This window comes from Microbulbifer sp. S227A (assembly GCF_049800935.1).
Map to the genome: position 1 here is coordinate 846,038 of NZ_JBNAFZ010000001.1, position 24,877 is coordinate 870,914.

General features: G+C 62.4%; 22 protein-coding genes. 10 read left to right on the forward strand and 12 right to left on the reverse strand.

All coding sequences use genetic code 11. The features are described 5' to 3' along the window. Nucleotides 1-29: 29 nt before the first annotated feature. The 9 genes from tssH to tssA form a co-directional block, all read right to left on the reverse strand. Nucleotides 30-2,732, reverse strand: a complete 2,703-nt coding sequence (gene tssH / locus ACP15R_RS04080) for a type VI secretion system ATPase TssH (protein WP_424985099.1) — start codon at nucleotides 2,730-2,732, stop codon at nucleotides 30-32. Nucleotides 2,733-2,760: 28 nt separating this feature from the next. Continuing rightward, nucleotides 2,761-3,804 (reverse strand): type VI secretion system baseplate subunit TssG, encoded by a 1,044-nt coding sequence (gene tssG, locus ACP15R_RS04085; protein WP_424985100.1) that lies wholly within the window; start codon nucleotides 3,802-3,804, stop codon nucleotides 2,761-2,763. After that, the gene (tssF, locus tag ACP15R_RS04090; protein ID WP_424985101.1) at nucleotides 3,768-5,645 is read right to left on the reverse strand and encodes a type VI secretion system baseplate subunit TssF; all 1,878 of its coding nucleotides are present in this window, start codon (nucleotides 5,643-5,645) and stop codon (nucleotides 3,768-3,770) included. The genes tssG and tssF overlap by 37 nt, the downstream gene beginning before the upstream one ends. 5 nt (nucleotides 5,646-5,650) lie before the next feature. Continuing rightward, nucleotides 5,651-6,148: a type VI secretion system baseplate subunit TssE gene (gene tssE, locus ACP15R_RS04095; RefSeq protein ID WP_424985102.1), complete on the reverse strand. Its 498-nt coding sequence runs from the start codon at nucleotides 6,146-6,148 to the stop codon at nucleotides 5,651-5,653. Continuing rightward, a complete protein-coding gene (locus ACP15R_RS04100) occupies nucleotides 6,141-6,962 on the reverse strand; it encodes a type VI secretion system accessory protein TagJ (protein ID WP_424985103.1) in 822 nt (273 codons plus the stop codon). Before ACP15R_RS04100 ends, tssE begins: the two co-directional genes overlap by 8 nt. 74 nt (nucleotides 6,963-7,036) lie before the next feature. Continuing rightward, complete coding sequence (locus ACP15R_RS04105) at nucleotides 7,037-7,537, reverse strand: Hcp family type VI secretion system effector (RefSeq protein WP_424985104.1); 501 nt, start codon at nucleotides 7,535-7,537, stop codon at nucleotides 7,037-7,039. Nucleotides 7,538-7,603: 66 nt separating this feature from the next. After that, nucleotides 7,604-9,100 carry a type VI secretion system contractile sheath large subunit gene (gene tssC, locus ACP15R_RS04110; protein ID WP_424985105.1) on the reverse strand — a complete coding sequence of 499 codons (1,497 nt, stop codon included), beginning with the start codon at nucleotides 9,098-9,100 and terminating at the stop codon, nucleotides 7,604-7,606. Nucleotides 9,101-9,109: 9 nt separating this feature from the next. Beyond that, a complete protein-coding gene (gene tssB, locus ACP15R_RS04115) occupies nucleotides 9,110-9,622 on the reverse strand; it encodes a type VI secretion system contractile sheath small subunit (protein WP_424985106.1) in 513 nt (170 codons plus the stop codon). An 89-nt stretch (nucleotides 9,623-9,711) separates the two neighbouring features. Further along, entirely contained in the window at nucleotides 9,712-10,761 is a 1,050-nt protein-coding gene (gene tssA / locus ACP15R_RS04120) for a type VI secretion system protein TssA (RefSeq protein WP_424985107.1), read from the reverse strand. 178 nt (nucleotides 10,762-10,939) lie between these two features. On the opposite strand from tssA, the gene ACP15R_RS04125 reads away from it, so the two are divergent. The 6 genes from ACP15R_RS04125 to ACP15R_RS04150 are packed head-to-tail and all read left to right on the forward strand — an operon-like array spanning nucleotide 10,940 to nucleotide 15,858. Next, the gene (locus tag ACP15R_RS04125; protein WP_424985108.1) at nucleotides 10,940-12,505 is read left to right on the forward strand and encodes a hypothetical protein; all 1,566 of its coding nucleotides are present in this window, start codon (nucleotides 10,940-10,942) and stop codon (nucleotides 12,503-12,505) included. Between the two features lie 38 nt (nucleotides 12,506-12,543). Then, on the forward strand, nucleotides 12,544-12,969 hold the full coding sequence (locus ACP15R_RS04130) for a hypothetical protein (RefSeq protein WP_424985109.1): 426 nt from the start codon (nucleotides 12,544-12,546) through the stop codon (nucleotides 12,967-12,969). A 2-nt stretch (nucleotides 12,970-12,971) separates the two neighbouring features. Then, a complete protein-coding gene (locus tag ACP15R_RS04135; protein WP_424985110.1) occupies nucleotides 12,972-13,595 on the forward strand; it encodes a MotA/TolQ/ExbB proton channel family protein in 624 nt (207 codons plus the stop codon). Nucleotides 13,596-13,616: 21 nt separating this feature from the next. Beyond that, nucleotides 13,617-14,039, forward strand: coding sequence for an ExbD/TolR family protein (locus ACP15R_RS04140; RefSeq protein ID WP_424985111.1), 423 nt, complete (start codon nucleotides 13,617-13,619; stop codon nucleotides 14,037-14,039). After that, a complete protein-coding gene (locus ACP15R_RS04145; protein WP_424985112.1) occupies nucleotides 14,036-14,452 on the forward strand; it encodes an ExbD/TolR family protein in 417 nt (138 codons plus the stop codon). The genes ACP15R_RS04140 and ACP15R_RS04145 overlap by 4 nt, the downstream gene beginning before the upstream one ends. Further along, a complete protein-coding gene (locus ACP15R_RS04150; RefSeq protein WP_424985113.1) occupies nucleotides 14,449-15,858 on the forward strand; it encodes a DUF4384 domain-containing protein in 1,410 nt (469 codons plus the stop codon). Before ACP15R_RS04145 ends, ACP15R_RS04150 begins: the two co-directional genes overlap by 4 nt. A gap of 22 nt (nucleotides 15,859-15,880) precedes the next feature. Here the strand turns inward: ACP15R_RS04150 and ACP15R_RS04155 are convergent, their stop codons facing one another. Next, nucleotides 15,881-17,359 carry a caspase family protein gene (locus ACP15R_RS04155; protein ID WP_424985114.1) on the reverse strand — a complete coding sequence of 493 codons (1,479 nt, stop codon included), beginning with the start codon at nucleotides 17,357-17,359 and terminating at the stop codon, nucleotides 15,881-15,883. 205 nt (nucleotides 17,360-17,564) lie between these two features. Here ACP15R_RS04155 and ACP15R_RS04160 point away from each other — a divergent pair, with 205 nt between their 5' ends. The 4 genes from ACP15R_RS04160 (at nucleotide 17,565) to ACP15R_RS04175 (ending at nucleotide 22,771) form a co-directional block, all read left to right on the forward strand. Beyond that, entirely contained in the window at nucleotides 17,565-18,641 is a 1,077-nt protein-coding gene (locus tag ACP15R_RS04160; protein WP_424985115.1) for an OmpA family protein, read from the forward strand. Nucleotides 18,642-18,758: 117 nt separating this feature from the next. Then, a complete protein-coding gene (locus ACP15R_RS04165) occupies nucleotides 18,759-19,790 on the forward strand; it encodes an NAD-dependent epimerase/dehydratase family protein (RefSeq protein ID WP_424985116.1) in 1,032 nt (343 codons plus the stop codon). Between the two features lie 163 nt (nucleotides 19,791-19,953). Next, nucleotides 19,954-20,832, forward strand: coding sequence for a hypothetical protein (locus ACP15R_RS04170; RefSeq protein WP_424985117.1), 879 nt, complete (start codon nucleotides 19,954-19,956; stop codon nucleotides 20,830-20,832). 190 nt (nucleotides 20,833-21,022) lie between these two features. Beyond that, nucleotides 21,023-22,771, forward strand: a complete 1,749-nt coding sequence (locus tag ACP15R_RS04175) for an alpha-amylase family glycosyl hydrolase (protein WP_424985118.1) — start codon at nucleotides 21,023-21,025, stop codon at nucleotides 22,769-22,771. Between the two features lie 14 nt (nucleotides 22,772-22,785). Here ACP15R_RS04175 and ACP15R_RS04180 read toward each other — a convergent pair whose 3' ends face one another. After that, nucleotides 22,786-24,006 (reverse strand): glycosyl transferase, encoded by a 1,221-nt coding sequence (locus ACP15R_RS04180; RefSeq protein ID WP_424985119.1) that lies wholly within the window; start codon nucleotides 24,004-24,006, stop codon nucleotides 22,786-22,788. Further along, complete coding sequence (locus tag ACP15R_RS04185; protein WP_424985120.1) at nucleotides 23,999-24,802, reverse strand: HAD-IIB family hydrolase; 804 nt, start codon at nucleotides 24,800-24,802, stop codon at nucleotides 23,999-24,001. Before ACP15R_RS04185 ends, ACP15R_RS04180 begins: the two co-directional genes overlap by 8 nt. Nucleotides 24,803-24,877: the final 75 nt, after the last annotated feature.

Here is a 24,877-nt window from a genome sequence, read left to right on the forward strand (position 1 = left end):
TCTGAGACTCCTTGTTCTATGTCCGGGTCCTACTCGAACGCGTATGAGAAACTTGTACCGTCACTGTCTATCGCAACCTTGCTCACCGCACCGCCTTCCATCATGCGACGCAGGAATTCTGCCGAAATTTCCGGCAGCATCGTGTTGGTCACGATGGCGTCGATCATGCGCCCGCCGCTCTCAAGTTCCTGGCACCGGTCGACAATGGTATCGACCACCGCATCGGTATATTCGAACGGCACCCCGTGCGAGCTTTCAACGCGGCGCTTGATCCGGCCAAGTTGCAGCCGGGTGATTGCGGCGATCATGTCCGGGCTGAGCGGATAATAGGGGATTGTCACCAGACGCCCAAGCAAGGCCGCCGGGAAAATCTTGAGCAACGGTTCGCGCAGGGCCTTGGCGATGCCCTCGGGCTCGGGCATCAGGTCGGGATCGGAACACAGGTCCATGATCAGGTCGCTGCCCGCATTGCTGGTCAGCAGGATCAGGGTGTTCTTGAAATCGATCACCCGGCCCTCGCCATCCTCCATCACGCCCTTGTCAAAGACCTGAAAGAATATCTCGTGCACGTCGGGATGGGCCTTTTCGACCTCGTCCAGCAACACCACGGAATAGGGTTTGCGCCGCACCGCCTCGGTCAGCACGCCACCCTCGCCATAGCCGACATAGCCCGGCGGCGCGCCCTTGAGGCTGCTGACCGTATGCGCCTCCTGGTATTCGCTCATGTTGATGGTGATGACGTTCTGTTCGCCACCGTAAAGCACTTCGGCCAGCGCCAGCGCGGTCTCGGTCTTGCCCACGCCCGATGTTCCGGCGAGCAGGAATACCCCGATGGGCTTGGACGGGTTGTCCAGCCCCGCGCGGCTGGTCTGGATACGCTTGGCGATCATCTGCATCGCGTGATCCTGCCCGATCACGCGCTTGGCCAGGTGGTCTTCGAGGGTCAGGATAGTTTCGATTTCGTCCTTGACCATGCGGCCAACGGGAATACCGGTCCAGTCTCCAACGACACTGGCCACCGCCTGATGATCGACAATGGGCAGGATCAACGGGTTTTCCCCCTGTATCCCGGTCAGTTCGGCGTTCTTCGCCTTCAGTTCAGCCAACAGGTTTGCACGTTCCTCATCGCCCAGCGGGCTGGCCTCGGCCTCTTCGCTGCCGGGTTCGGCCTCGACCGGGATCCCCCCTTCGCGCAGCCGCGCCCGCAGTTCAAGAATGGATTCGACGACGGCCTTTTCGCGCTCCCACCGGTCGGTCAATCCGGCCAGACGGGTTTCTTCGGCTTCCCTCGCACCCGATACCGCGTCACGCCGATCCGCCACGTCATAGCCCGCGGTTTCGTCGCGTTCGATGATCTCCAACTCCGTTGTCAGCGCCTCGATGCGGCGGCGGCTGTCATCCACTTCGGCGGGCACCGCGTGCTGGCTGACGGCGACACGGGCACAGGCCGTATCCAGCAGGCTGACCGATTTGTCAGGTAATTGCCGCGCCGGGATATAGCGGGCAGACAGGGTTACGGCAGCCTCGATTCCCTCGTCCAGAACCTGCACCTTGTGGTGCTTTTCCAGCATCGAAGCGATGCCCCGCATCATCAGGATCGCCTTGTCGATCCCCGGTTCATCCACCTGCACCACCTGAAAACGACGGGTCAGGGCTGGATCCTTTTCGATGTATTTCTTGTACTCGGCCCAGGTGGTCGCGCCGATGGTTCGCAGCGTGCCGCGCGCCAGTGCCGGTTTCAGCAGGTTGGCGGCATCCCCCGTGCCCGCCGCGCCCCCGGCCCCGACCAGCGTGTGGGTCTCGTCGACAAACATCACGATGGGAGTCGGGCTGGCCTGAACTTCGTCGATCACCTGGCGCAGACGGTTTTCGAACTCGCCCTTCATGCTGGCCCCGGCCTGCAACAGCCCCACATCCAGCACCAGAAGCCGCACGTTCTGCAATGCAGGAGGCACGTCACCGCGCGCGATGCGCAGGGCAAAGCCTTCGACCACCGCGGTCTTGCCGACCCCCGCTTCACCGGTCAGGATCGGGTTGTTCTGGCGACGGCGCATCAGCACATCGACGATCTGGCGGATTTCCTCATCGCGGCCCACGATGGGATCGATCTCGCCCTTGCGCGCCTGTTCGGTCAGGTCGGTGCAGAACTGGTCAAGCGCCTCGGTGCTTCCCAGCTGTGCCGCGCGCGCGCCGCTGGCCTCGCCCGGCTCGGCCCCCCCCCCGGTCTGGCTGCCATCCTTGGGGTGCAGGGCCTCTTCGGGTGATCCATCGGTGGCCCTGGCAAAATTGTCGGCCAGATCATCGGCCCCGATACCGCCCAGCTCAGGGGACATGGATTTCAGGATATTGCGCAAGGCCGGTGTCTTGAGCATACCGAGCAACAAATGCCCGGTGCGCACCTGGCTGGAACTGAACAGGAGTGACCCCCACAGCCAGCCACGCTCCATCGCGTCCATGAGGTGATCGGACAGGTCCGAAATCGCGCTTGCCCCGCGCGGCAGGGCATCAAGCGCACGGGTCAGTTCGGCGGAAATCTTGCCGGAATCCAGATCGTAATGCGCGATGATCCGGTGAATGTCGCTGTCCTGCCCATTCAGGATTTGATGCATCCAGTGCACCACTTCGACATAGGGGTTGCCCCGCATCTTGCAGAACACCGTGGCCCCTTCGACGGCCTGGTAGCCCAGCTTGTTGAGCTTCCCAAAGAGCGCTACGCGGCTGATCTCGGTCATCTGGTGTCCTTCCTGGTCAACTTTGGCATCACGGCCCCGCCTGTGCGGTTGCAATATCCGGATAGAGAAACAAATCTTCGGCGTCCGGGCGCGTCTCGTCCCGATCGGGGCGCGTGCGAACCCAGCTTGTGTGGCCAAGCCGGGTGCTGCCTCCCAGGCTGGCGCGGGGCACCTCGTCGCCCGCGAGGACAAGGTTCACGTCCCAGTCCAGGCTGTCGCCCACATAATTGCGCACGATGGATTGCAGCCGCGCCTGCGAGTCGCCCCCCGGCAGCAGCCGCTCGTAATCGGCCAGCGAAAGCGGCCCGATGCGCAACCGGAACTTGGCCCCGCGGGTCCAGACCCGTTGGCCGATGCTGGTGCTGCGCCCCAAAGCGGCGCGCTGGCCAAGCTGCCATTGGTCATCCGGTTCCAGGTCAAGCCAGCTGCCCACGAATTGCTGCAACCGGACCGGTGCGCGAAAGAACGCAGACAGGATCGAAACCAACCCTTCGGGATTGCGCGACGCCTGGGACAGGTGCCCGGCAAAATGCAACTTGGCCAGGTCGGGCATCGCATCGCGATCGCGCAACGCCGCGCCGTGATACCCCGCCAGCGCCGCCACCTTGCGGGCCATCGGATCATCGGCACGATCAAAGCTTGGCGCCGGCTGGCCGGTTGTCCAGGCCCGGTACAGCAGGCTCATCATGCGATGGGTCAGCATGTTGGCAAAGGCCACGATGGTGCTGTCGCGGTGGTTTCTGTAACGGTCGCGCACATATTGTGTCATGTGCAGGGGCAGCGGCCCGTTTGGACCAAAAAGACCAAAGAACCGGTTGGTCAGCCGTGCCGGGCGGCCACCGATGCCCAGTTTGAACTCGGCAATCGTGGAGGGCGCGAACGCCAGTTCCGCCTCCTGGCCCAAGCGCACCTTGTCCTCGCGCGGGCGGCGGCTTTCACCCAGCCGCGGGGCCTCGTCAAACGTCGCCTCGATAACCCGAAGGGCCTGAAAAACATGATGCTTTTCCGGTTCCTTGGTCAGCCTGTCAAAATGGCTCAAATCATCCGGCCCAGTCCGGTTTCCGGTCGCCATCTGGCAATTTCTCCGCGTTTCTGCGTTTTCAATACGGTTTCCGTAAAGCTGTTGATCGTGGTATAGCGGCGCAGGAACCGTTCCAGAACCGCCCCGAGAACATAGGCGCTCGTGCCTTCGAAAAAGCTCTCGTCGATACCGATCGTGACCTCGACGCCGCGCACCGCCGTTGACAGGATCTCGTCGCTCATCCGGCGCACGATGGGGCGGCTTGCAACCGATACGATCCCTTCCAGCTGTTTTTCCGTGACACGGTCGCCCAGCGGCGCATAAAGGCCGATCAGTTCGCGCAATGCCGCCGCCGAGTCTCCCTTGCCGGAATCGGCGATCGACAGGTAGTTGAGACTCAGGTGGCTGATCAATCGCCACGCGGTGTCCCCCTGTGCCAGCGTCGGATGCGGGCGCGTCGGAGAGACCGGCAGACGGATGGATTTGACCGGCCCGCCCTCGGGCATCCGGAACACATCGGCATCCCCGGTCGCCAGCAAAAGCGGCAGATCGCGGTTCGAGCACATGGCCCGCACCGCCAGCTGATCGAGATTGGCCGAATAGGGTGTCTGGGCACGGTCCACCAGCGTCACGAAGACCTCGGAACCGAGATAGGACGTGCGCACCCCGCGCAGCCGTTCCTTTTCCGAGCGCTGCCGCATGCGGCGGTGGATGGTGTAATAGGCCGGGTGGGTTTCCCCCGCCGCGGTAAAGTCAGTCGAGGAATAAAACGGGCGAAACACCACGTCATCGCCGCCGGCGCTGCTGATGCCGGTGACGCTCTGCAACGAGTGAACCTCGAAATCCAGCGCGGCGGTGCGGCTGGGAATGACGTGCTGCTCGGTATCGCTGGCAAGCACATGCACCCGGTCACAGCGCTTCGGAAACAGGTTCACGGCAGGCACCGCGTTCGGGGTAAAGGCCTCGGCCACGACCATCGGTGCCACCTCGCTGCGCCCTTCCCGAAGCAGGATATAGATATCGACATCCGGCCCGGTCGCCCGGGCCAGCGCGGGTTGCAGCCCCTGAAGCTCGACGAACAGGAACCGCTCGGGCATCGCGAAATATTCCTGCAACAGCCGATAGCCATCGAATGACCGGCGCGGCGTGGGCAGCAGGGCCTCGTCCTGGTCAAAGCCACGGTTCACAACCGCGCCCCGCGCCAACGGTTCCGCCCAATCGGCCCGCCGGTCGGTCGAGCGCCCGCAAACCGCGCTGACCTGGGTCGACAGCAGCTCCAGCAACGCCCAGCTGTTGCCACCGCTGCTGTTGAGAAACAGCGTCAGGTCATCCATCGGCATTTCCGAGATCGGACCGCCATCCGCGCGGCTGAGCCTGAGCCGGATACCGGCACGCGCCTTGGCCTGACCGGCGACTCCGGCGGCCACGAGTTCACCGCGACCATCGATATATTCCGCTTCGCTGATCCGGATCGGCCACATGGTCATCTCGGCGGCGGTGCGGAACTCGCAAGGGGTGTTTTCGCCCTCCATCAACCGGCTGCGCAGCGAGGTATGGCGCGGCAGGACATAGCCGCTCTTGACCGCGGAATTGGAGGTGTCCGGCTCAAACGCGGCGATCATCATCGACGGCGTCGGCGCCAGATAATGCGGATAGACGATTTCAAGCAGGTTGCTGGTGAAATTCGGATATTGCAATTCAAGCTCGAGCTGGACCCGCGCCGACAGAAACGCCACCCCCTCCAGGAGCCGCTCGACATAGGGATCGAGCACCTCGACCCCCTCCATGCCCAGGCGGCTGGCGATCTTGGGATAGGCGGCGGCAAATTCGGCCCCCATATCGCGCAGGAAGATCAGCTCGCTCTCGTAATGCTTCATCAGGCGCGTATCCATGGTGGCTAGCGGCTCCCTTCCACCGAGATTTCACCGGTCGTCACGTCCACCTGGCTGCGCAGGTACAGCTCAAGCGGCAGGGGCTGCGCCCACATGTCGGCGCGAATAACCAGCGCAACCATCATGTCGTTGCCGGTATCGTCCGGATTGAGCGTGACCTCGACCGTGCCATCGATGATGCGGGGTTCGTAGATCGATATCGCCCGCTGGATCGAGCGGCGTATCTGCTCGGCCCGTTCCGCCGTCGAGAATTCGCCCGACACTTCGCGCAGACCATAATTCACCACGCTGCGCGCCACATTGGGAAGCGCCGCCGCGTCAAACGAGTGTTCGGTATTGGTGGTATTAAGCAGCCATGACAGGTCGCGCTGGATGATATCGCGCAGGCGCGAAATGTCGATCACCCGCGCATCCCTGGTTTCCTTGAGATTGCCGGGCTCGTTATCGGTCAACCGGTCCAGCAGGGACGGTTGCAATCGCTCGGCAAGGGTCTTGTCAGCCATCTTGGGATGCGTCCGCAGCGGTGGGGGCGCCCTCCATGACAAGGCTGCGCACATCCATCAGCGCGACATCGCCCTGATCGGTCGCAAACAGCCGCTGCCCCGCGCCGACGAATGTTTCGTCCCCCGCATCGGACCAGGTGGTGGCCCGCGCCAGCATGTTGGCGGCGTCATCGCCATCGGTGGTGCCGGCATAACGCGTCGGGATCAGCGCGGCGACCTCTCCGCCATTGTGCAGACCAAGCGTTGCCGCGGTCCAGACCGCATCGCGCAGGTCGCTGGGGGCCTCCATCGACAGCGACGCCACCGAACTGAAGGGCAACCAGAAATATCGCCCGTTCACGATCACCTCGAGCACCGGCCCCAACCGCATATCCGCATCGGCGATCCATTGGAACGCTTGTCCGTCGATCACGCCGGAACAGGCCGGTGCCGCGTCAAAGGCGCGGCCGCGCAAGGCCGTGGCCTCGGTAACCTTGCCGGCAGCCAGCAGTTTCTGCGCCTCGATCAGCAGGGCCAGCCATTCCTGCGGCTCACCGAAAATCAGCGGTTCTTTCTCACCCGCGAACACCTTTTCGCGATAGACCTCGCAGATGATCGCCTCGCGATAGGTCTGGGCCATCATTGTCGCAGCCTCGTCCATCTCGGCGCTCAGCTTCAACTGGGTGATCGCCCGCTTCCAGTCGCCCAGAACACATAACAGCTGAAACAGGAAGATCCGCAGTTTTGGGTCGGCGGGGTCTGCCCTGACCTTGTCCTGCAAGGCCGCGAGCGCCGCCTTTGGATCGCCTGATTTCAGATGTTCTTCGGGGGTCATGCAAAGGATTCCGGGTCTAAAATGTCAAATGAACATGCCCGGCCAGAATCCGGCCGGGCATGGGTTGGAAACGATCAGATCATTTCGTTCTTCATGACGTTCCATGCAAAGTTCGACGTGTCCTTGGTCAGCGCGCCGGTTTCCGGATCCGCCGCCTTGTAGTCGACGGTGATGGTGCGATAGGCCAGATCCCAGTTTTCTTCCGGGATCTGCTCTTCGCCGCCCGACACTTCGTACTTGTCGATCACCGAATGGGTCAGCGTGAAGATCAGGTAGGGCTCCATCCCGGTCTTGCCGTCCTTGCCCGAGCGGCAGAGATGGATCACCGTCTTGTCACGCACCGTGCCATTGGCAACCGACAGCATCAGCTTGGGCGACGCGAGGCTCAGCTCGGAGGTCAGGCTGATCTTGCCGAAATTGGCGTTGGCATAGCCCCGCTGGGTGGTGCCCAGGTCGGACATGTCCAGGGTACGTTCGACGTTGAACGATACCGACTTGAGGGGGATCCAGTTGGGGTGCCCCTTGTCCATGCTTTCGCCATCGGCACCGGTAATCTCTACAAATGCGTTTTCCATAGGTCTTTCCTTTCAGTGTTTGGCGCTCTGCGCCGTCTTGGGAGGTGTGCCTTCCTGAAGCCGAAATTACGCTCCTTTCTCCGAAGGCAATTTGGATACCAGCCGCAGGGACACGGTAAGCCCCTCCAGCTGATAGTGAGGGCGTAGGAAGAATTTCGACGAATAATAGCCGGGATTGCCCTCTACTTCTTCGACAGCGACCTCGGCGGCAGCGAGTGGTTTACGTGCCTTGACCGCTTCCGAAGAAACATCTGCGTTGGTGTCTACATACTGGTTCACCCAGTCCTGGAGCCAACTCTCCATGTCGTTGCGGCTCTTGAACGAACCGATCTTGTCGCGAACCATGCATTTCATGTAATGCGCGAACCGGCAGGTCGCGAAGAGATAAGGCAGCCGCGCCGCAAGATTGGCGTTCGCGGTTGCGTCCGGATCGTCATATTCCGCAGGCTTGTGCAACGATTGCGCCCCGATAAAGGCCGCGATGTCGGAATTCTTGCGGTGAATCAGCGGCATCATGCCGTTCTTGGCCAGTTCCGCCTCGCGCCGGTCGCTGATGGCGATTTCGGTGGGGCATTTCTGATCCACCCCGCCATCATCGGTCGGGAAAGTGTGGCTGGGCAGGTTTTCCAGGGCACCACCGCTTTCGACGCCGCGAATACGCGAGCACCAGCCAAAGGTCTTGAACGAGCGGTTGATGTTGACCGCCATGCCATAGGCCGCGTTGACCCAGCCATACTTGCTGCTGTCCGCCCCCTCGGTATCTTCCTCAAAGGCAAAGGCCTCGACCGGGTCGGTCTTGGCGCCATATGGCAGACGGCCCAGGAACCGCGGCATCGCCAGGCCGACATACTTGGAATCCTCGCTCTCGCGCAGGCTGCGCCACGAGGCGTATTCCGGGGTCTGGAAAATCTTGGTCAGGTCGCGCGGGTTGGCCAGTTCGCCCCAGCTGTCCATCTGGAACAGGCTCGGCTGCGCGCCGGTGATCAGCGGCGCATGGGCGGCGGCGGCGATCTTGGACATCTCGCCCAGCAATTCGACATCCGGCGGGCTGTGGTCGAAATGATAATCCGCCACCAGCGTGCCATAGGGTTCGCCGCCGAACTGTCCGAATTCCTCTTCGTAGAGCTTCTTGAAGATCGGAGACTGATCCCACGCGGTTCCCTTGAACTTGCGCAGGGTCTTGTGCATGTCCTTTTTCGAGATGTTCATCACCCGGATCTTGAGCATCTCGTCGGTTTCGGTGTTGTTCACCAGGTAATGCAGCCCCCGCCACGCGCTCTCCATCTGCTGGAACTCTTCGTGGTGCAGGATCAGGTTGACCTGCTCGGTCAGCTTCTTGTCGAGTTCGGCGACAATACCCTCGATCGAGCGCAGCGCGTCGTCGGAAATCAGGTTGGCATTCTCCAGCGCCTGCTGTGCAAGCGTCTTGACGGCGGATTCAACCGCGGTCTTGGCCTGGTCGGATTTCGGGCGGAATTCCTTTTGCAGCAGCTCCTCGAATTCCGATGAACCAAATGCGGTGGCTTCACCGCCGGCTTCTGCCTGGGCTTGTTCTTCAGCCATGTCAGTCTCCTATTCCTCGTCGCTTTCAGCCTTGGGCGCGGGCTGCGCGGCCAGTGTTTTCAACAATGCGGGGTCGCTGATGATCTTGCTGATCAGGTCCTCGGCACCGGTTTTGCCATCCATGTAGGTCATCAGGTTGGACAATTGCGTGCGCGCCTCGAGCAGCTCGCGCAGCGGTTCGACCTTGGCGGCAATCGCGGCGGGCGAAAAATCGTCCATGCTCTCGAACGTGATGTCCACCGCCAGGTTGCCCTCGCCGGTCAGCGTGTTGGGCACGGTGAACGCGGCGCGCGGCTGCATCGACTTCATCCGGTCATCGAAATTGTCGACATCGATCTCGAGAAACTTGCGGTCCGCCACGGCGGGTTGCGGTGCCTCGGACTTGCCGGCAAGATCGCTCATCACCCCCATCACAAAGGGCAGCTGGACCTTTTTCTCGGCACCGTAAAGCTCGACATCATATTCGATCTGAACCCTTGGCGCGCGGTTCCGCGCTATGAATTTCTGTGAACTGTCCGCCATCTCGTGCTCCTTGGTATCCCTGTTTCGCAGTGTGTCGCAGCTAGCCCGAAGAGAGGCCGCCTATGAGTTAATCAATGGTTAATTGCAGGCTAATCATCGTCGATTCCGCCAAGATTTCTGACAGTGTCGAACTCGCCGGGGGCAATATCGCGGATGATCGTCAGGAAATCGGCGTTGACCAACCGCTTGGCCCGCTCAAGCAGGATCGGAACCGGGCTGGACGGCTCGTGCTGGCGGTAATAGCCAACGATCCGGTCCAGCGCGTTCGTCACGTCGGTTCGCGAATTGATCGTCCCCGCCACCTGCACCGGCGCGCCTGGGCTCGCGGCCGTCGCCGGGGCCTCCGCGTCGCCCGCCGCGCCTGCCTCCGGGTCCGCCTCGGGGGCCTCTGATGAGACATATTCCCCGACACGCCGCGCCATCTGGTCCAGCAGCTTGACCAGCGGATCAAGCTCGGGCCCCTGACCCGGCGTCTTTTCGTCAAACACCGCCGAAATTGCCCGGATATTTTCCAGAGCCGTTTGCAGCGCGGTAAGCGTACCCGCCAGTGTCTCGTCATCCGTATCCTGGAACGCAGCCGAAATCGCCGCCGTGTCCGGGCCGGTCTCGCCCTCGGGCAAGGCGATCTGCCCTTCGGACACTTCGATGTCACGCATCGAGAAGCGGCCGAACCCCCGGCTTTGCGTCAGCGCAGCGCGGCGCAGCGAGCGATAGGCCGGGGACGGGCCCGCCATGCCGCCGGGCTGGCCACAAAGCCCCTGGATCGCGTTGACCCGCATCGTCGGGTCGTTGTCGTCATCCTCGTCCAGTTCGGGATGGCATGTGCCCCAGAATTCTTCGAGATGGCCACGCAGCACCGTGGTGGCGTCGGCATAGCCCTGCACCCCTTCGACATGCAGCACCGCATCCGCGAGAAACACTCCGGCGCGCAGATCGTGGCTCTGGTCGAGCACCTCGAGCGCCTTCTTGACGACCTCGCGATAATCCGGTTCGTGACCCTCGGTTTTCGCGTCACCGACCTGCTGCTCTTCGACCGGCTGCGCGGCGAGTTCCATCTCGGTGAAAACCGTCTCGTATTCGAGATTCTCACCGCTCGGAGCGTCGTCACCCTTGGATTGTATCAGGACTACCGGGTCCATGGTGTCTCCCTTCGAAGCGGCGCAAACCCTGGCCGCGACTACACTTGAACCTATTCCCGGTCGCGACTGCTGTAATGCAGTTCACACAACAGAAAAAAACATTTTTGTTGACCCCAAGTCAGCCTTATCATCTTCTCAAAGTCAATTGAATTTCCACACGTATAGAGGGTTCAACACCATGGCCGATCTCAAACTCGAAGGCGCCGAGCTGAAGAAGATGGTGAAGCTTGGGAAAAAGAAATCCCTGACCTTTGCCTTCTGTCCCGGTGCCAAGAACGAACACACGATGATGATCGATCGCCGCAAGTCGCCCGAGATGCTCGGCAAGCTGGCGCGCAAGGAAGGCACCGGCAAGAAGGTCGCGTTCGGCACGTTCGAGGTCAAGGGTCGCGTCATGGAGATGACCTGTGGACGCACCGTGCCGCAGATGGCCAAGACCCTCAAGAAATACCTGAAGTCCCAGAAAACCCTGATGAACGTGGTGATCCTTGACCCCGATGGCAACATGCTGGAAAGCGACATCGAGGAGTTGCCCGAAGATCCGACCATGGAGGATGCGCCGACGGATCTCACCGCGAGCGAAGAGCCCACCGACCTCGTGGAACCGCAAGAGGACGCGCCGGAAGAACCGCAGGAAGACACGCCCGGGGACACCGAAGAGGCCCCGACCGATGCGGCGGCGCTGGCGGCGCGGCTGAAAGCCCTGCAACCTGCCATCGCAGGGGTCAGCGGCGATACGGCGGACAAGCTGAAAAAAGCGATGGCCGGGGCGGTGGCACAGATAAAATCCTCGGCATTCGATCAGGCGGACAAGACGGTCACCGCGCTGGAAAACGCGGTTGCCAAGCTGGGCCAGACCGTTGCGCCCAAGGACCCCCCGGAAACCGGGGAAGAAAGCGCGCCGCAACCGGATTTCAAAGCCCTCGCCGCCCGCGCCAAGGCGTTGCAGCAGAGCATTGCCGACATCTCGGAACCCGCGAAGGGCAAGCTGATGACCGCGCTGTCAAACGCCGCGCAGAACATCAAGGAGCGCAACCACGAAGCGGCGGATGCCCTGCTTGGCAAGATCGAGGCCGCCGTCGACAAGACAAGAACGGCGAGCACCGGCGAAGATGGCGACGCCAAGAAATGGAACGCGGTTCTGGCACGCCTGCAACCGGCGGTCGACAAGGCAATGGCCGACAAGCGCGGCGATCTGGCGGCGATCAACCGCAGCTTTGATTTTGCCAAGGACCAGGCCGCGGATGGCAATTACGCCAGCGCGCTGAAAGCGGCGGCCAAGACGGCAGAACTGCTCAAACAGGCGGCGACGATGCAAACCACGGCGGCGGCACAAGAGGCCGCTGACGTCACGCCCGAGGGGCTGGTCAAGCTGCGCGTGGCCTGGATCGAAACCCGGCTTGGCATGAAAAAGGACATCGAAGGGTTGAAATCGGCGATCGACGACGCGACCAAGGGCATCGAGGGCATGGAAGAGGTGTCGTCGAAATCCTCGGTGCTGTTTGACTATATCTCGGGCATCGATACCAACCTGGAACAGGCCTTGCAGGACATGGCCGATGCGCCGGACACCGAGAGCCGCGACGCGCTGAAGCGCAATGCGATGCAAATCGTGGAGACCTACAAGGGTGTGCTGGATTCGGAATTCTTCAAGGCGGTCGACGATAACGGCTTTGTCAAAACCAATATCCGCGATTCCGCACTCGACTCGCTGCAAAAGGTAAGCGCCGCCCTGGCCGCCTGAGCCGTGCCAGAGGGTTCCGGCAACAAACGGAGGATCGCATGACCCCGCGCAACACCCTGCTCGCAGCACTTGCCCTGACGCTGGCCGGCGCGGTGCCGGGCCACACGGAAACCGGGCGGCTGATTGTCGAGCTGAACAAGACCGAAGAGATCGAGGGCGGCGGATGCCGGGCGTTCTTTCTGTTTCGCAACGACACCGCCTCGAGTTTTGACGGATTCGAAATGTCGCTGGCCATCATGAACCGCAATGGCGTGATCGACAGACTGTTGTCGATCGACGCCGCCCCGTTGCCGGTGGCGCGCACGACGCTGAAGCTGTTTGAAATTCCTGAAACGACCTGTGCTGATATCTCCGAGGTGCTGCTGCACGACATGGCCTCATGCCGGCATCAGAACGAGGACGAGATCGATTGCTTTCCCATCCTTGAGCTGAGCAGCAAGGCCGATGCCGTGCTGGTCAAATAGGCATGCCCGGCACGTTGCAGGAACTGGGCGCAAGCGGCCCGATCATGCTGGTTCTGGCGGTTTTGTCGCTGCTGTCATGGGCGGTGATCGCGCTCAAGACGCTGCAATTGTGGAACAGCCGTACAGGCGCCACGACGCGCTCCGGGGCGTTTGAACGCTGGCGAAGCGGAGAGAAGGCCGAGGCGCAGACCGCGCTGGATCGGGGCCGGTCCCCTGCCGACAGGGTCACGCGATACGCGATGCAGGCGCTGGCGGGCGGGTTTTGCGGCCCCGCGCTGATGGCAGAGCTGACGCGGCGGGGCAATGAAGAAGTGTCTCGGATGAACGGGTTGATCCGCCTGCTGGAGCTGATCGCCATGATCTCGCCGCTGCTCGGGTTGCTGGGTACGGTGCTGGGCATGATCCAGTCCTTTCAGGAGCTCGAACTGGCCCAGGGCGCGGCCAATGCCTCGGTGCTTGCCGGGGGGATCTGGCAGGCCCTGCTGACCACGGCGGCGGGGCTTCTGGTCGCGATTCCCGCTGCGGTCGGCGCGGGGCTGTTATCGGCACGGATCGACGGGGCCGCGCAGGACATCGAAAGCGCGGTCGGTCAACTGATGCTGGCCGAGGAGAACCCGGATATCTGACACCCAGGAGAGGTCGGCCATATGACAAGCGATCTGGCATTGAAACGCGCGCAACGGGCCGGTCCGTTGATCTCGCTCGTGCCGATGATCGACGTCATGCTGATCCTGCTGGTGTTTTTCATGGTGACGTCAACCTATCTGAATCTCGACATGATCCCGGCGGTCAAGCCCCGCGATCGGGGGGACGCAGCACCGCAGGCGCAAGGGGAGACCATTCTGATCCGGCTGGCGGCAGACGGCGTGCCGGTGCTGAATGGCAGACCGCATTCGCTGGGCGCGCTTGAACGTCTGCTGCGCGCGCGAAGCGGCCTTGACCCGGCGGCTCAGGTCCTGTTGCTGCCCTCTGGCGCGGCCAGCACGCAAGCGCTGATTTCGGTGATGGACATCGCCACCCGCTCCGGCATCGAACGCCTGCGGGTGATACGGCTTGAGGCGCGGCCATGAAGCTGACGCGCCCGACCCGCAACAGGCAGTCCGAAACCATCATCGCGCTGATCGACGTGGTGTTCTTTCTGCTGGTGTTCTTCATGCTGATCGGGCGCATGGACGCCACCGCCCCGTTCGATGTAACGCCACCGGTTGCAGGCAGCGGTCGTGATATGCCCGCGGGCGGCGCGACCCTGTCCGTAGCGCGCGATGGGGTGTTGGCGCTCGACAACGTGGTGATTGCACGCGCATCCCTGGAACCGGCATTGCGCGCGGCCTTGGCCGAAGATCTTGATCTGCGGCTGCGGATCAACGCCCACCGGGATGCCGAGCTGCGCCATGTTCTGCCGCTGGTCGGGATGGCCGAGGCGGTCGGGGTGGACGATGTGGTTCTGGTCGTCACGCCCAAGCGCAGCGAGGCGCGGCCATGACCGGCACCCCGGCCCATTGGGCGGCCGGCTTCTGCGCGTCCCTTCTGGCGAACGCGGTGATCGGAACCGTCCTATACGCGGCCATGCGGCCCGCCCCGGTCGAGCAGCAACATGCGCCTCAGAGCGAACTGGATGTGCAAGCCTATCAGCTTGAGCGTCAACAGGCCCTCGCCCGCGCTCCCGAACCCGAACGTGCAGCCCGGGCAGACCCAGACAGCCCAACGGTCGATCCCGGCCGAATTCCCCGGACACAGGCACGGGGGCAGCAACCTGCGGCGACGCGGCTTGTCGATCGTCCGCCGGCGCAAGATCGCCTTGCCGCTGCACAATCGGGGTCCGACCGGCAATCCCCCGCGAAACCTGAGGCCAACCGCATCGCTCCTTTGCGAGATACCGGGGAAAGACTGGCTGATCTTGACGTGCCGTCACACGCGGTATTGCAGGCCCCACGCCCCGAAACTCCCTCCCTTCCGCCCATCACGGCGACGGGCACGGCCATTGCATCGGCGCGTCAGGCAGGGCAGACACTCCCCTCCCTACCGGCGACCGGGAAGTCCGCCGCGCCGCTGCGCGCACAGCCGGACCGGATCAAAGCCGCGCTGGCGTTTTCCGGCGGTGGTGCGGGGGATATCGACCCCGCCTCGCTGGCCGCGTTTCAGAGTTTCGTTCACCCCCGGGACATGACGCCCCAGGGCAGCGGCATGCGCGACGCGGTTTCCGCGCTGCTGGCCCAGGTCCCGTGTTCGCGGCTTCAGGTGGAATTCGATCCGGTTTCCACGACGCTGACGGTCAAGGGGCATATCCCCGAAAACGACCTGCGCGGCCCGGTTCTGACGGCGTTGCAGGCCCAGATGGGCGCGGATATTGCCGTGTCGGACGACATGCTGGTCCTGCCGCGACCGCAATGCGGGGCGCTGGCCGGCATTGCCAGCGTCGGCCTCGCGCAATCCACGGACCAGATCACCAATCCGCTGCTGATCGGTGAGGACACGCATGTGCGCTCGCTGAGCTTTGTTCGCGATGACCGTCTGTATTTCGATCTTAGGGCACCGGATTACGATGCCTATCTCTATGTCGACTATTTCGACGCGGACGGAAACGTGCTGCACCTGGCACCAAACGAAATGGTGCCGCAATCGGTGGTGCCCGCCAGATCGGTGTGGCAGGTCGGGGCCCGCAGCGCAGGGGATGACGGTTTGCAAATCCTGATCGGCCCCCCTTATGGGCAGGAGATCGCAGCCGCCTTTGCTGCGTCTGCACCACTTTACGACACGCCGCGCCCGTTGATCGAACCCGCGCCGGGGTATCTGGCGTGGTTGCGCGAAAGGGTTGCCATCACCCGCGCGGCGGTTTCCGATTTCAAAGGAGAATGGGTCTATTTCTTTGTGACAACCCGCGCCGAATAGGCGTTGCCCTGCACGCCTCTCGCTAGTTGCAGCCTGCCTCGGCCCAGCTCTTGAGATGTCGCTTCAGTGCGCCGCCAAACGGGTGTTTCTTGTCAAGCGAGCGTTCCATGCTGGCACTCAGATAGGCACCCGCCTGGTTGCAGAGCCGTTCCTGCGTCCATTGATGGCAATTCGAACAGGTCTGGTCTTTCCAATATTCCTCGGGCAACCCGTCCACCGGTGGGTAGAGCGGTGACATCTTGATGAGGTCCGCGATCGATCGCCCGGAGACTTCGGACAATTCGGACACGAGCGCCGTTTCAAAGGTGATCGGGCCTGCCGGTTTTGCGGGGGTTTCCGGCACCTGCACGGCCACGGTTTCCGGCGCGGGTGTCACCCCCTCGCCCTCGGGATCATGCCCGGCCTTTTCGCGCAGCGCGACCAGTTCGCCATTGGCGAACTCTGTGAAAACCCCATCGGGATAGGCATCCAGATAGGCCTGATATGACGCGATGCTGGCCTCTGACTGCGCCGTCTCGAACATTTTCTGCTCTTCGGCAGAGGGCCCCTGTGCAACCGGCGCGGGCTTGGCCGCCTGCGGCTGCGACAGTTCCCTCTCCATCAGCACCGACAACAGGGCACGCGCATCCGCGGAATGGGTGCCATCCGGATAGCCCCGCAGGAACAACATGATCTGGACCGGATCACCCGACGCCTGAACCGAATTCCACAGCTGCAATTCCTGCAACTCGGCCGGTGTCATCGGCTCTTCTTCGGCAAAGACGAAATCGCTGGTCAGCGAAGAGGCATCCCACGGCGTCTGCTGTCCGGCGGTCTTGTCGATGACGTCGATCCGCACCTTCTTGAACATCTGTTCGATCCGCATGCCCGGATTGGTGATCTGCGACGCCAGCGCCTGAGTGAATGGGCTGTTGCCCTCCAGCCCGTCCAGCGCAACCCCGCCCGGCGCGGTTGCATAGGCAAGGAAAGTGCCGGTCGGGGCCTGCATCTCGGCAAGACCGTTATCGTTGAAATCCGGAATGTCGGTAAAGGGATTGTTGCGACACGCGTCGAGGATCATGATGTTGGTCTTGTTGCGCGCGGAAAACATCTGGCGCAGCACCGATTGCGCCTCGACTGCCATCAGGTCGAGATCGGCGGCGTCCTCAAGTGCCACATCGACCGGCAAGAGATAATTGGTGCCAAACGACTGCACCCCGTGCCCGGCGTAATAGAACAGCCCGGTCGCATCCGACCCGGCCTGGCGCAAGTCGCGGCCAAAACGGGAAATGCCGCGCTTCATCGCGGTCTGATCGCTGTCAAGCAGCAGGGTGACCTTGAAGTCGAGCCCTTCGAGCGTTTCCGCGATGAGCCTTGCGTCATGCGACGGGTTATCGAGCGGCGATACCGCGCCATAGGCGGAATTGCCGATGACCAGCGCCAACCGCTCTTGCGCCCGCAGGGGCACAGCCGCAAGCAGGAGCAAAAGCCAGCAGACACTGAGAACAATGCGCAGGGGCAACGATTTCTTCCTGTTTCAGAACCGGGTTTCCGGAAGGGATTGTTAAGCTTTGCCGCGCTAGGATCGGCGCGACATCAGCCTAATTCAGGCATTTTCGAAGTAACTATCGCTTTTCTCCTTCAAGGGTGCAAGTTTCCTGTTACTCTGACCAAGGTGCCATGCAACCGTTTAGAATTTGTTAACTTTCGCGCAAACAGGGACTGCCATGATACTCCGATTTGTCCGCCATTCGCTCTGGACCTGCCTGCTGGGCGTTTCGCTCTCGCTGGGCTCTGCACCGGTCGCGGACGCGCAAAGCACCGATCCCTTCGAAAACGGCTGGACCCTTGACGCAGCGGCGTCGGAATTGCGGTTCATGTCGATCAAGAAGGGCAACGTGGCAGAGACCAACAAATTCGCCACGATCAGCGGGTTGATCACCCAGGAGGGCAAGGCGCAGATCCGCATATTGATGGATTCGGTGGATACCAATGTCGACTTGCGCAACGTGCGGATGCGGTTCCTGTTCTTTGAAACCTTCCTGCATCCCGAAGCCACCATCACCGTTGCGCTTGACCCGGCGCAGTTGACCGATCTGCACAACACACGGCGCAAGATGATCGATGTCGAATACACCGCCGCCGTGCACGGCGTTTCGGTCACCAAATCCGCCGAGATCGCGGTGACGCTGATCGACAATGATCGCGTGGCCGTCTCGACCACGACACCCATTGCGGTCACGCTGGCCGAGCACAACCTGGAAGCCGGTCGCCAGAAATTGCAGGAGGCGGCCAATGTCGACATCGCCCCCCTGGGCATCGTCAGCTTTGACTTTGTTTTCGACCGCTCCAGCCCCGGCACGCCACCGGATATGGCGATGCTCACAAACGCTGTCGCGCCCGGCTCTGCCGCGCTGGAAACCAAGGGGAATCTCGACCGCGAAGCCTGTGTCGGGCGGTTCGAGATCCTGTCGCGCACCGGCAGCATCTATTTTACCACCGGCAGCGCGCGTCTTGACGCCAAGAGCATGCCGTTGCTCGACAATCTCTATGACATCGTGAACAGGTGCCCGGAACTTGCCATCGAGGTGGCCGGGCACACGGATTCCGACGGCAGCGACGTGGCCAACCTGCGCCTGAGCGAGCGGCGCGCGGCCTCAGTTGCGGGCTATCTTCAGTCCAAGGGCATTTCGGCGTCGCGGATGCGGGCAATCGGCTATGGCGAGGCGCAACCGCTGGTCGCCAACACGTCGCGCGAAAACAAGGCCCGCAACCGGCGGATCGAGTTCTCGGTCATCAACTAGCCGCGCCACGCGGCCCGGTGGCGAAACCGGCTTGAACAGGTGGGCGGTGGCGTGATGTAAGCGCCCTGACCCTGCGCGCGCCCGGCCGCGCCCACCCGATCAGTCAGAGGCCCCAGGATGACAGCGCAAATCGACAAACCCCGCGTTCTGGTGACGGGCAGCGCCGGATTCATCGGATTCCACCTGTGCCGCCTGTTGCTCGCCGAGGGGTTCCGCGTGCACGGCTATGACGGGATGACGGATTACTACGATGTCACGCTCAAGCGACGCCGGCACCAGATCCTGCTGCAAACTCCGGGGTTTTCCGCATCCGAGGCGCTGCTCGAAGATGAGGACGCGCTCGAAAGGACAGCCGCCGAGTTTCAGCCCGAGGTCATCGTTCACCTGGCGGCGCAGGCCGGTGTGCGCTATTCGCTGGAAGCGCCGCGCTCCTATGTCGACAGCAACATCATCGGCACGTTCAACGTGATGGAAGCCGCGAGAAAGTTGCAGGTGCGCCACCTTCTGATGGCGTCGACATCATCGATCTATGGCGCGAACGAGGATATGCCCTTTCGCGAGACCGACAAGGCCGACCGGCAGCTGACGATCTATGCCGCGACCAAGAAGGCCAACGAGAGCATGGCGCATTCCTATGCGCATCTGTGGAACATTCCCACCACGATGTTTCGGTTCTTTACCGTCTACGGCCCCTGGGGGAGACCCGATCTCGCCTATTTCAAGTTTACCGATGCGATCCTGAACGGACGGCCCATCGACATCTACAATCACGGCGACATGTACCGCGATTTCACCTATGTCGATGACCTTGTGCAGGGCATTCGCCTGTTGATCGACGCGGTTCCCGCGCGTCCGGACACCGCCGATGACATCCCCCCGGGAGATAGCCTGTCCTCGGTTGCGCCCTATCGCGTGGTGAATATCGGCAACTCGGAAAAAGTGCGGCTGCTTGACTTTATCGAAGCCCTGGAAGAGGCGCTTGGGGTCAAGGCGCGGCGCAACTACTTGGGCATGCAAAAGGGCGACGTTCAGGCGACCTGGGCCAATGCCGACCTGCTGAAAACGCTTACCGGATACGCGCCGCGCACCGGGTATCGCGAGGGTCTCAGGGCCTTTGTGGAATGGTATCGCGACTATATGCGCGCGTGAGCCGCGGGGGCAACGTACGCTCCATTCACTGCAATTAACCAATTCCTGTCCTATTCGGTTCGCGGTTTCAGACCCGTTGCCCAACCCCAGACCGAAAGGATTTAGTGATGGCCAGACCTCGTACCCCCAAGCCGATCCCCCAGCTTGAAAGCGGGGTTTGATCATGGGACAGAGCGAAAGATTCGAAGCCGGCCGTTTCCACGCGGGCAGGTTCTGTGGCGGCAATGACGGGGATGGGCAGCCTTCCTTCTCGGTGTCCATCTCGAACCTGACAAGCAACCCGTCGCATGGTACGACCGCCGAGATCGGCGTCGAGCTGACCGCCTCGGCGCATGGCTTTTCCGACGGCCCACCGGCAAGCATTGCCTGGCAGTGGCGCAATGATCAGGGAGACATTCCCGGAGCAACCGGCACGACCTATGTCCCCGGCCCGCACGATGATCTGGCGCGTATCTATCCGCTTGCCCTGCCCTCTGACACCTATGCGCCGCGCGCCGGTAGAACGCATACGGTCCGTTATGCCCCGCCCTCGATCGGTGACGCGCTTGGCGATGTGAACCTGCTGGCGGATGGTGGCCCCGTTGACATCGCAACCGACGCGGGCTTTGCCGGCGATGCCCTTGTGTTTGCACTCGCGGCGGAACCGGGCGGCGTTGTCATCGACGCGGCCAGCGGTGTGACGACAATCGACACCGATGCCGGCGCGCGGTCGGGACCGGTCATTGTCTCCGTCACCAACAGCGGCGGCAGCGTGTCACAGGGTTTCGCCCTCGCCGTCAGCGATGAACCCTTTGTCGTCAACATCGGAGGTTTGCAGGATGGCGTCGCGATTATCGGCAGCACCGTCAGCGCCGAAATCGTATGGTTCATCCCCGAAGACGCGATCGACCGTATCCGCTGGCGCAGCAACAACAAGGTGATCGCAGGGGAGCGGGACCCGACCTATGTGGTCGATCCGTCCATGGCGGGCAATGTCCTGTCCTGCACGGTCACGACGGTGAACAACGGCGCGAAAACCTCGGTCACCTATCCGGTGGCCTGACACAGCCAAGGTTGCGTGCCATGGCGGCAAAGCTTATCATGGCGCGCAAATCTTGAACATCCTGCCCACGTGTTGACACTCGGGCGGCACGGCACGGCCCCTGCATCGCGTCTCCCCGGCCCGGTCTCGCCATGCGAAAGCTTCCGTGCTTAGATGCCCCGCACCACAATTCAGAACGCCGGGGCCGATCATGACAGAGAGTTCGCGACATCTTGGGCCCCGGCTGGCATCGCTGCTGCGCGGCATTTACCCCGAGCTGGACGCCGACATCCTGTCGAGCATGGTCATCGAAGCCTTCTGGCCCGAAGGGAGCAAACGCCGCAAGCGCGCGCGGATTGCCGGGAACACCCTCTGGAGCGAACATGACGCCCTGCTGATCACATATGGGAATTCGATCATCGACGGCGCACACAAGCCGCTGGACTTGTTGCATGATTTCCTGAACTCCTATCTCGATGGAACGCTCAACAGCGTCCATATCCTGCCGTTTTTCCCCTATACCTCGGATGACGGTTTCGCGGTTTCCGATTTCCGCGCCGTGAACCCGCAACTGGGCGACTGGCCGGATATCAACCGGATCGGCGGCGATTTCAAACTGATGTCGGATCTGGTGCTCAACCATGTGTCCAGCCAGGGCAGCTGGTTCAACGCCTACCGCCAGGGACAATCCCCCTATGACAGGTTCTTTTTCGAAGCTTCACCGGATGACGATCTGAGCGACGTGGTCCGCCCGCGCACTACGCCGCTGTTGCAAGAGGTGGAAACCACCGACGGGCCGCGCCATGTCTGGTGTACTTTCAGCCATGACCAGATTGACCTGGATTTCCGCAACCCCGAAGTGTTGCTGGAGTTCCTGCGGATCATTCGGCTGCATGTGGACAATGGCGTTCAGATCATCCGCCTCGATGCCGTGGCCTTCCTGTGGAAAGCGGCCGGCACCCCGTCGATCCACCTGCCCCAGACCCACGCCATCATCCAGCTGATGCGCGTGCTCTGTGATTATGCGTCTGAAAAGATCATCCTGCTGACCGAAACCAACGTGCCAAAGGCCGAGAACCTGAGCTATTTCGGCGAGGGCCAAGAGGCCCATGCGATCTACAATTTCCCGCTGCCCCCGCTGATCCTGCATGCCATGATGTCGGGCAATGGCGAACACCTGCGGCGCTGGCAACGCGGTATGCCACCCGCGCCGATGGGCTGTGCCTATCTCAACTTTACCGCCAGCCATGACGGGATCGGAATGCGCCCGGCCGAGGGGCTGCTGCCCGAGGACGAGAAGCAGCAGATGATCGACACGATCCGCGAGGGGGGCGGGCTGGTATCGATGCGCTCGATGCCGGATGGCAGCGAATCCCCCTACGAGTTGAACACGACGTTCTATGACGCCCTGTCGCGCACCTTCAAAGGTGCCGATGATCATCACCACGCGCGCTTTGTCTGTTCGCAGACCATCGTCATGTCGCTCGAAGGTATTCCGGCGTTTTACATCCACGCCATGCTGGCCACGCCCAACGACCATGCGCAGGTCGCGCATCGGGGCATGAACCGGGCGATCAACCGTCACCGCTGGGATTATCCGACGCTGCGCGCCTTGCTGGCCGATCCGCAAAGCCCGCAGTCACGGGTGCTTGGTGATCTGTCCGCGCGGCTGAGACTGCGCAGGAAACAGCCCGCCTTTCACCCGAACGCGACACAGTTCACCGTCAACCTGAATGACGAACGGGTGTTCGGGATCTGGCGGCAGAGCCTGGACCGGCATCAATCGATCTTTGCCCTGCACAATGTCAGCGACGTGCCGGTCACCGTTCCGGCGGCAGAGCTGAACCTGATCGAGGATCAGATCTGGGTCGACCTGATCGGCCAGATCGAAATCGACACCGGCGCGGCAGAGATCACGCTGGCCCCCTATCAATGCATGTGGATCACCAACCGGCCCTGACCGCCCCGCGCCGCTCAGTCGTATTCGGCCGCATCGGCGGCGGCAGCCTCGCGCAGCGCCGATAGAAACCCCGGATCGGCGGAATGCACCCGGTTCCACGTGGGGATGAACGGCGTCTCGTGCGGGTTGTCCAGAAAGAACTGCCCCGCGCGCATGATGTTCTCGGCAAAAAGCTCGATCGCGCCCTCTTCGCTGTGGCGATCGATGCTGACCCCGTTCATCCTGGCATCGTTGTAATAGGCGTCCAGCAGATCGAGCGCACAGCGGTAATACGTGGCCTTGAGCGCGCGGAACACGTTGGGCGTGAACACCGTGCCATCGGCGGCCAGCTTGCGAAAGATTGCCTTGCAGATATCGGTGGACATCCGGTTCAGACCGGCATTGGCGTCCGCCGGGCTCAGGGTCTGGTGCTTGTGGTCATAGCTGTCGGCGATCTCGACCTGGCACACCGCCTTGGGCGCGAGGTTGCGCCAAGCTTCGGAGAGTACACCGATTTCCAGCCCCCAGTCCGACGGGATGCGCAGATCGGGCAGGATATTGGACCGCATGGCAAATTCACCTGACAGCGGATAGCGGAAGCTGCGCAGGTAATCGATATAGTCGCGATCGCCCACCACCCGCTTGAGCGCGATCAACAGCGGGCTGACCAGCAACCGGGTCACACGCCCGTTCAGCTTTTCGTTGCCGACACGGGCATAATACCCCTTGGCCACCTGGTAGGGAAAGCTGGCATTCGCGACCGGATAGATCAGCCGGGCCAGCAATTCATTCGAATAGGTCACGATATCGCAATCATGAATCGCCATCACAGCGCTGTCTTCGCAGGCGATCAGGTAGCCCAGAGATGACCAGACATTCTTGCCCTTGCCCTGTTCGGCGGGGGCAAGGCCCAGCTTGGCCAGCCGCTCGCCCAGGGCCAGCATCCGCGGGCTGTCATTCCAGATCACGATGTGGTTCTGGTTCAGCCCCTTGAAGAATTCCCTGGCGTGGCGAAACTGGGCCTCGTCCGCCCGATCCAGGCCGATGATGATGCGATGCAGATAGGTCACCCTGGAGAGCTCCGAAAGGATCCGGGGCATCGCGTCGGTTTCCAGTTCGGAATAGAGACAGGGCAGGATCAGCGACATCTTGCGGTTCTGCGCAAAGGTCTCCAGTTCATAGGTCATCTCGGCCAGCGAGCGTGTCCTCAGATTGTGCAGCGTCGCGATGTTTCCATTCTGATGAAAATCAGACATGCCCGTTTCCTTGTTTCAACATGATGCGGTCGATCTGGTCCAGAACCGCGAGGTTCCAGCCCTTGGGTCCCGCCTGCGTGGTGCGCGTGATATACCCTTCGGCCTCGCCGTCCAGCCTTGGCAACGGATCGCGATGCGGGTTGGCAACGATCACGCCATGCCCCGCCGCCTCCAGCATTTCGACATCGTTGGGTGCATCGCCCAGGGCCAGCGTCTTGTGGGGGCGATAGCGGGCGATGATCTCGGCCATGCGGTCCGCCTTGGTCGCGCCAAAGGACAGGGTCAGAAACCGCCCGCCTTCACGCGCGGATACGCCGTGTCGCGCGAGATGGTCGATAAACTCTGCCCGCGCCGCCGCCTCGCCGCTCCACATCCCCGGTTCGGAGAACGCCCGCTGCGCCGCCTGTGCCGCCGCCGAAGGGGCGAGCCCGGTCACTGCGGCGATCTCGGCGGTGTCCATATCGCCAAAGCCCCGGAAATGACACCGAAGCCCCCGCCGCACTTCCCCCAGCACCCGGCGCAGGGCGGCATAGTCCGTGCCGGGCGGCAGGTCGCGGCAGCCCGCCGGCAACAGCCCGGCGCCGTTCTCGACAATTGCCGGCCACGCCTCCAGGCCCAGGTCCTGACGGATCGAAATGATCTCGGCGGCGGTCTTGCTGCTGGCAAGGACAACCCCCGCCCCGATGTGCCGCAACGCCTCCAGCGCCGGGCGGGCGGCATCCCATCGATAGGTCCGGTGACACAGGAGCGTCCCGTCGAGATCGGTAAAAACAAGTAGCGGCAGATGCGTGTTCACATCCCCGATGCTGTGGCCTGCGCCCGGGGGAGGCAAGCGCAAGCGCTTCATTTTTCAGCGCTCGCGACGTTTTCC